The organism is Acidovorax delafieldii 2AN, from assembly GCF_000175235.1.
GTDB lineage: Bacteria > Pseudomonadota > Gammaproteobacteria > Burkholderiales > Burkholderiaceae_C > Acidovorax > Acidovorax delafieldii_B.
Genome location: NZ_ACQT01000203.1, coordinates 1 through 6,483, shown reverse-complemented (window position 1 = coordinate 6,483; position 6,483 = coordinate 1). Strand labels below are relative to the sequence as shown.

The window sequence follows — 6,483 nt, the reverse complement described above, 5'->3', positions numbered from 1 at the left end:
TGACGCAGGGCCACGGTGTCGCCGCTGCGCAGGTCGCGCGCGGCCTTGGCGGGCTGCCCGTTGACGGTGACGCGGCCCTTGGCGATTTCCTCGGTGGCGAGGCTGCGGGTCTTGTAGAACCGGGCACACCACAGCCACTTGTCCAGTCGCATCGTTTCGGGAGGAGTCATGGGGAGGATTGTGCCGTGGCGGGCAGGGGTGCGGCCTGGGCGGCCGGGGCGAGGGGCAGGAGCACGCAGGCGTCCAGTCCGGCCACCTGGTCTGCCACCATGTGGTTGGTCAGCGCAATGCTGCCGCCCAGGGCCTGCACGATCTCGTGGCATATGGCCAGGCCCAGGCCGCTGCCGGTACGGACGTCGCCCGCGGAAAAGGGCTGGAACAAACGTGCGGCCAGCTCCGCGTCGATGCCTTTGCCCTGGTCGCGGATGGTCAGCACGGCCTGTTCCTGGTCCAGGTGCAGGTCAACGGCCAGTTCGCTGCCCTCAGGCGCGTGGCGGATGGCGTTGTGCAGCAGGTTGCGGCCCAGCTCGCGCAGCATCCACTCGTGGGCCGCCACCGCCGCGGGTTCGGTGTGGATGCCGAAGTCGAGGTTGCGCTGGGCGATCAGCGGCGAGAGTTCCAGCGCCACGGCGCGCAGGATGTCGTCGAAGCGCGTGGTCGGAGGCGTGCTTTGCTGGCGCAGCTGCTCGACCTTGGCCAGCGCCAGCATCTGGTTGGCCAGCTGGGTGGCGCGGTCCACGGTGTGGCTGATTTCCAGCAGCGCCTCGCGCGGCGCAAGGTCCCCGCGCAGTGCCGACTGCACCTGCGTCTTGAGCACAGCCAACGGCGTGCGCAGCTGGTGCGATGTGTCGCGCACGAACCTTTTTTGGTGCTGCAACAGGTGGTGCAGACGCTGCATGACCTGGTTGGTGCTGTCGATCAACGGATGCAGCTCGCGCAGGGCCTCGGTGGCCGCGATGGGGCTCAGGTCCCCGTCGGCACGGGCCTGCAACTGCTGGCTCAGCTGGCGCACCGGCCGTGTGGCGCGTTGCACCACGATGACCACGGTGAGCGCGATCACGGCGATCAGCAGCGTCTGGCGGGCCAGCGTGTTCCAGAGGATCTGCAGCGCAAGGCCCTCCCTCACCTCCAGCGTCTCGGCCACCTGGATGACGGCCATGCCGCGGCCGGTGGCGCTGGCCACGGGTTGCAGCAAGACGGCCACACGCACGTTCTGGCCGCGGAAGCGGTCGTCGTAGAAGTCCACCAGGGCCGCATAGGGCGGGCGGTCGGGTATGTGGCCATGCCAGGCCGGCAGCTCCGCGAACCCCGACACCATCTCGCCCTGCAGGGTGGAGACACGGTAGAACATGCGGCTCTGGTTGTCGGTCTCGAAGGCCTCCAGGGCCGAGTAGGGCACCGTGGCGCGCAACTGGGCCGCGTCGTCGTAGCCCGACACATCGAGCTGTTCGCTGATGGTCTTGGCCGACGCCAGCAAGGTGCGGTCGTAGGCCGTGTTCAGCGATGCCAGTGTCTGCCGGTACAGGCTGAACGTGTTGAAGCCGATGAAGACCGCCACCGGCAGCAGGATGCCCAGCAGCAGCCGCCTGCGCAGCGACGGGGCGCGCGATGCCGCGGGTTTTGTCATGGATCGGCCCTGAGCAGATAGCCCAGTCCGCGCAGCGTCATGAGGGTCAGGCCCGTGCCGGCCAGCTTCTTGCGCAGGCGGTACACCACCACTTCGATGGCCTCGTACTGCACGTCCAGCTGGCCCGGGAACACCAGCTCATACAGGCGCTCCTTGGTGACGGCATGGCCCGGCTGTACCAGCAGGGCGTGCATCAGTGCCAGCTCGCGCGGCGTGAGCTCCATGACCTCGCCGTTGCGGTACAGCGCGCCGCTGTCCTTGTCGTAGCGGATGGCCCCGATCTGGACCGAATGCTCTGCCGAAGGTGTCGCATCGCTGCTGCGCCGCAGCAGGGCACGCAGCCGGGCTTCCAGTTCGTCCAGATCGAAGGGCTTGGGCAGGTAGTCGTCGGCACCGGCGTTCAGGCCCAGCACCCGGTCGCCCACGGTGCCGCGTGCGGTGAGGATCAGCACCGGCGTGCGCAGCCCGCGCGCACGGGCCTGCTGCAGCACCTGCAGACCATCCAGGCCGGGCAGGGTGAGGTCGAGCACCACGGCATCGGGTGGCCGCGCCACCCACTGGTTGAGTGCCGCGGGGCCGTCGCCCACGGCGGTGATTTCCATGCCCCGGCGCGCCAGAGCGCGCTGGAGCGTGACCTGCATGGTGGGGTCGTCTTCGACAAGGAGCAATTGCATGCGCGGCACCATAGCACCGACCGCGCCCGGTCGCGGCATGGGTGTTTTCCCTGAGTCTGCGGACAGCCGTTTGACAGGCAGCGCGCGCATCATCAAGTGGTTCGCCAACCCTGCAAGGAGACATTGATGCGCCGCGACACCTTCCTCAAATCCCTGGCCGCGCTGGCTGCTGCGGGGGCTCTGCCCCTGTCGGCCCATGCCGCCAGCGCCGTCAAGATGATGCTGCCCGCCAACCCCGGCGGCGGGTGGGACTCCACGGGCCGCGCCCTGGGCAAAGCGCTGCTCGAATCGGGGGCCGCATCCTCGGTCACGTACGACAACAAGGGTGGTGCCGCAGGCGCGATCGGCCTGGCGCAGTTCGTCAATTCCAGCAAGGGCGACCCGAACGCCCTGATGGTGATGGGGGCTGTCATGCTGGGCGGCATCATCACCGGCAAGCCGCCCGTGAACCTGTCGCAGGCCACCCCGATCGCACGGCTCACCAGCGAATACAACGTGTTCGTGCTGCCCGCGAATTCGCCCTACAAGAGCATGGCCGAAGTGATCGCCCAGCTCAAGAAGGACCCCGGCAGCGTGAAGTGGGGCGGCGGTTCGCGCGGCTCCACCGAGCACATCGCCGCCGCAATGATTGCCCGCGAGGTGGGCGTGGACCCGGCCAAGATCAACTACGTGGCGTTCCGCGGGGGCGGCGAGGCGATTGCGGCCATCCTGGGGGGCAACGTGACGATCGGTGGCGGCGGTTACAGCGAGATGGCCGAGTACATCGCCACCAAGAAGATGACGCCGATCGCCGTGACCTCGGGCCAGCGCCTCAAGAATTCAACCGTGCCCACGCTGAAAGAGCAGGGCATCAACGTCGAGATCGGCAACTGGCGCGGCGTGTATGCCGCTCCGGGCATCACGGCCGAGCAGCGCAAGGCACTGACCGAGATGGTTGCCAAGGCCGTCAAGAGCAAGAGCTGGGCTGAATCGCTGGAGAAGAACGACTGGACCCCGGCCTGGATGGCAGGCGAGCAGTTCGCGAACTTCGTGGACAGTGAATTCGCCAGCCTGCGCGCCACCATGGTCAAGGCAGGCATGGTGTAAGCCATCGTGCCTGCGCCGTGCGAACGCCCCCGGCGGGCGTACGGCGCATTTTTTTCGCGTGTGCATTGCCGTGGGCGCCGCAGGGCCCCGCGCGGTTGATGCATGCCGCAGTGTGTAGCTTGGGCTGTGGGCCCAAGGGCTTGAGAAGGACATGGCATGTCTGATCCGATAACCCCTCTTTCTTCCGATCCGGGCCCGGCGCCCGGCGTCGCCAGCAACGTGCCCGCCGTGGGCATGCAGACCGTGGTGGGCGCCGGTGTGCTGCTCACCGCCGGGGCGCTGGCGGTGGGTGCGCTGGATATTCCGTCGAACGCGGGCTATGGCGGCGTGGGCCCCAACTTCCTGCCGTGGCTGGTGGCGGCCGTGCTGGCGCTGTGCGGCTGCGTGCTGCTGTGGGAGGCGCGCTCTGGTGGATTCCGTGCCATGGAAGAACCCAATGGCTCGGCGCGTGCCCACAAACCGGCCTTTGTCTGGGTGTCGGCTGGCCTGCTGTTGAATGCGTCCCTCATCACCACGGTGGGCTTCATCCTGAGCTCCACCCTGTGCTACCTGCTGGCCGTTCAGGGGCTGCGCCGGGCCGCGGGGCAGAACGCCGGCGCCCTGCGCACCTGGGTGGTGGACGGGGTGACGGGTGTGCTGATCTCGGCGCCCGTCTATTGGACTTTCACGCAGTTCCTGGCCATCAATCTGCCAGGGCTCACGCAAACCGGGTGGTTGTGATGGAAATCTTTGATGCATTGATGGCGGGCTTTGTCACCGCCGCCACGCCCGCCAACCTGCTGTGGGCCTTGTTTGGCTGTGCGCTGGGAACGGCCGTGGGTGTGCTGCCGGGCATCGGTCCTGCGGTGGCCGTGGCCATGCTGCTGCCGATCACGGCCAAGGTCGAGGTCACGGCGTCGATGATTTTCTTTGCCGGCATCTACTACGGCGCGATGTATGGCGGCTCCACCACCTCCATCCTGCTGAACACGCCGGGCGAGACCGCGAGCATGGTCACGGCCATGGAGGGCAACAAGATGGCCAAGAGCGGCCGTGCCGGGGCGGCGCTGGCCACATCGGCCATCGGCTCGTTCGTGGCGGGCACCATCGCCACCGTGGTCGTGACGCTGTTTGCCCCTTACGTGGCCGACTTCGCCGTCAAGCTGGGCCCCCCCGAATACTTCATGCTGATGGTGCTGGCCTTCACCACCGTGAGTGCGGTGCTGGGCAAGAGCACGGTGCGCGGCATGACGGCGCTGTTTGTGGGGCTGGCGGCCGGCTGCATCGGCATGGACCAGATTTCCGGCGCGGCGCGCTACACCGGCGGCAAGCCCGAGCTGCTTGACGGCATCGACATCGTGCTGGTGGCCGTGGGCCTGTTTGCGGTGGCCGAGGTGCTGTATGCGGCCATGTACGAGGGCCGCGTCCAGGAAACCCGCAACACCATGAGCCGCGTGCACATGACCGGGCGTGACTGGAAGCGCTCCGTTCCCGCGTGGCTGCGCGGCACGCTGATCGGCACGCCGTTTGGCTGCATCCCGGCCGGCGGCACCGAGATTCCGACCTTTCTGAGCTACGCCACCGAAAAGAAGCTGGCCAAGGGCAGCGACCAGGCCGAGTTCGGCACCGTGGGCGCGATCGAAGGGGTGGCCGGCCCCGAGGCGGCCAACAACGCCACCGTGACGGCGGCCATGATTCCGCTGCTCACGCTGGGCATTCCCACCTCCAACACCACGGCGGTGCTGCTGGGCGCTTTCCAGAACTACGGCATCAACCCCGGCCCGCAACTGTTCACCACCTCGGCCACGCTGGTGTGGGCGCTGATTGCGTCGCTGTACATCGGCAACGTGATGCTGCTGGTGCTCAACCTGCCGCTGGTGGGCCTGTGGGTCAAGCTGCTGAAGATTCCGAAGCCGCAGCTGTATGCGGGCATCCTGATTTTTGCCACGGTGGGTGCCTACGGCATGCGCCAGAGCACGTTCGATCTGTTCCTGCTGTACGGCATTGGCATGCTGGGCGTGCTGATGCGGCGGTTTGACTTCCCCACGGCGCCTGTCGTGGTGGGCATGATCCTCGGGCCACTGGCCGAGGCGCAGATGCGCAACGCGGTGTCGATCGGCGAGGGCAGCTGGCTCATCTTCCTGCAGCGCCCCATGTCGCTCACGCTGATCATCATCGTGCTGGCGGTGCTGGTGCTGCCGCGCCTGTTCAAGCACATGGCGCAACGCAAGCTGGCGCGCCTGCAGCAGCTCGATGCCTGAGCCAGGCGCCTGGCTGGGCGGGCACTTCGCTCCACATTGCGCATGCAATCGGGTGGGTGCGCTTGATGGATAAGCGCAGGCAGCTATTGAATCAATAGCATTTTCACACGCGGTGCGGCTTGCGCTCCGGCGGGCCGCGGCGCGCTACCATCGCGGCCATGCCCTTGCACCATGAAGAAGCCCCCGCACTGCCGCTGGATGCCCAGGGCATTCTGGAACTGGCGGCGCGCTCCATGTTCCAGCTGTTCTCCTGCGTCAGCCAGGGCATGTTCCTGGTGGACCGCAGCGGGCGCATCGTCTGGGTGAACGAGGGCTACCAGCGCTTCCTGCCCGACCTGGGGTTTTCATCGGTGGACCAGTTTGTCGGCCGCACGGTGGAAGAGGTCATCCCCAACACCCAGATGCGCCGGGTGCTCGAAACCGGCCAGCCGGTGCTGATCGACCTGCTCACCAACAAGGCGGGCACTTTCGTGGTCAGCCGCATCCCGCTGCGCGACGAGGCCGAACGGGTGATCGGCGCCATCGGCATCGTGCTGTTCGACCATCCCGAGACCACGCTGCAGCCCCTGATCGGCAAGTTTGCCCTGCTGCAGCGCGACCTGGATGATGCGCGGCGCGAGCTGGCCAGCCAGCGCAGCCGTTCGCTGGCCGTGGCGGGCGACGGCGAGCGGCGCGCCAAATACACCTTTGCCAGCTTTGTCGGGTCGAGCCCCGCCGCGTCCGAGGTCAAGCGCCAGGCGCGCCGCGCCGCGCAGTCGTCCAGCCCCCGTGCTGCTGCTGGGCGAGACCGGCACCGGCAAGGAGCTGCTGGCCCATGCCATCCATGCCGCATCCAAGCCGCGCCAGCGGCCCGTTC

6 protein-coding genes and 1 pseudogene are annotated in these 6,483 nt (G+C 67.7%); 4 read left to right on the top strand and 3 right to left on the bottom strand.

Annotated elements, in window-relative coordinates; genetic code table 11:
- From ACDELDRAFT_RS17645 to ACDELDRAFT_RS17635, 3 genes are all read right to left on the bottom strand, one after another.
- Positions 1 to 170: RNA-binding S4 domain-containing protein (locus ACDELDRAFT_RS17645; RefSeq protein WP_005799333.1), on the bottom strand; the 170-nt coding region annotated here is incomplete at its 3' end.
- Positions 167 to 1,627, bottom strand: a complete 1,461-nt coding sequence (locus tag ACDELDRAFT_RS17640; RefSeq protein WP_005799332.1) for a sensor histidine kinase — start codon at positions 1,625 to 1,627, stop codon at positions 167 to 169. The genes ACDELDRAFT_RS17645 and ACDELDRAFT_RS17640, both read right to left, overlap by 4 nt.
- Positions 1,624 to 2,301 carry a response regulator transcription factor gene (locus ACDELDRAFT_RS17635; protein ID WP_040329771.1) on the bottom strand — a complete coding sequence of 226 codons (678 nt, stop codon included), beginning with the start codon at positions 2,299 to 2,301 and terminating at the stop codon, positions 1,624 to 1,626. The genes ACDELDRAFT_RS17640 and ACDELDRAFT_RS17635 overlap by 4 nt, the downstream gene beginning before the upstream one ends.
- A gap of 126 nt (positions 2,302 to 2,427) precedes the next feature.
- Between ACDELDRAFT_RS17635 and ACDELDRAFT_RS17630 the strand changes: the two genes are divergently transcribed.
- The 4 genes and pseudogenes from ACDELDRAFT_RS17630 to ACDELDRAFT_RS26030 all read left to right on the top strand — a co-directional run.
- Positions 2,428 to 3,387, top strand: coding sequence for a Bug family tripartite tricarboxylate transporter substrate binding protein (locus tag ACDELDRAFT_RS17630; RefSeq protein WP_005799330.1), 960 nt, complete (start codon positions 2,428 to 2,430; stop codon positions 3,385 to 3,387).
- A gap of 156 nt (positions 3,388 to 3,543) precedes the next feature.
- On the top strand, positions 3,544 to 4,107 hold the full coding sequence (locus ACDELDRAFT_RS17625; protein ID WP_005799329.1) for a tripartite tricarboxylate transporter TctB family protein: 564 nt from the start codon (positions 3,544 to 3,546) through the stop codon (positions 4,105 to 4,107).
- Positions 4,107 to 5,627 (top strand): tripartite tricarboxylate transporter permease, encoded by a 1,521-nt coding sequence (locus tag ACDELDRAFT_RS17620; protein WP_005799328.1) that lies wholly within the window; start codon positions 4,107 to 4,109, stop codon positions 5,625 to 5,627. The genes ACDELDRAFT_RS17625 and ACDELDRAFT_RS17620 overlap by 1 nt, the downstream gene beginning before the upstream one ends.
- 158 nt (positions 5,628 to 5,785) lie before the next feature.
- Positions 5,786 to 6,483 (top strand): annotated as a pseudogene (locus ACDELDRAFT_RS26030) (sigma 54-interacting transcriptional regulator); the annotation flags it as partial.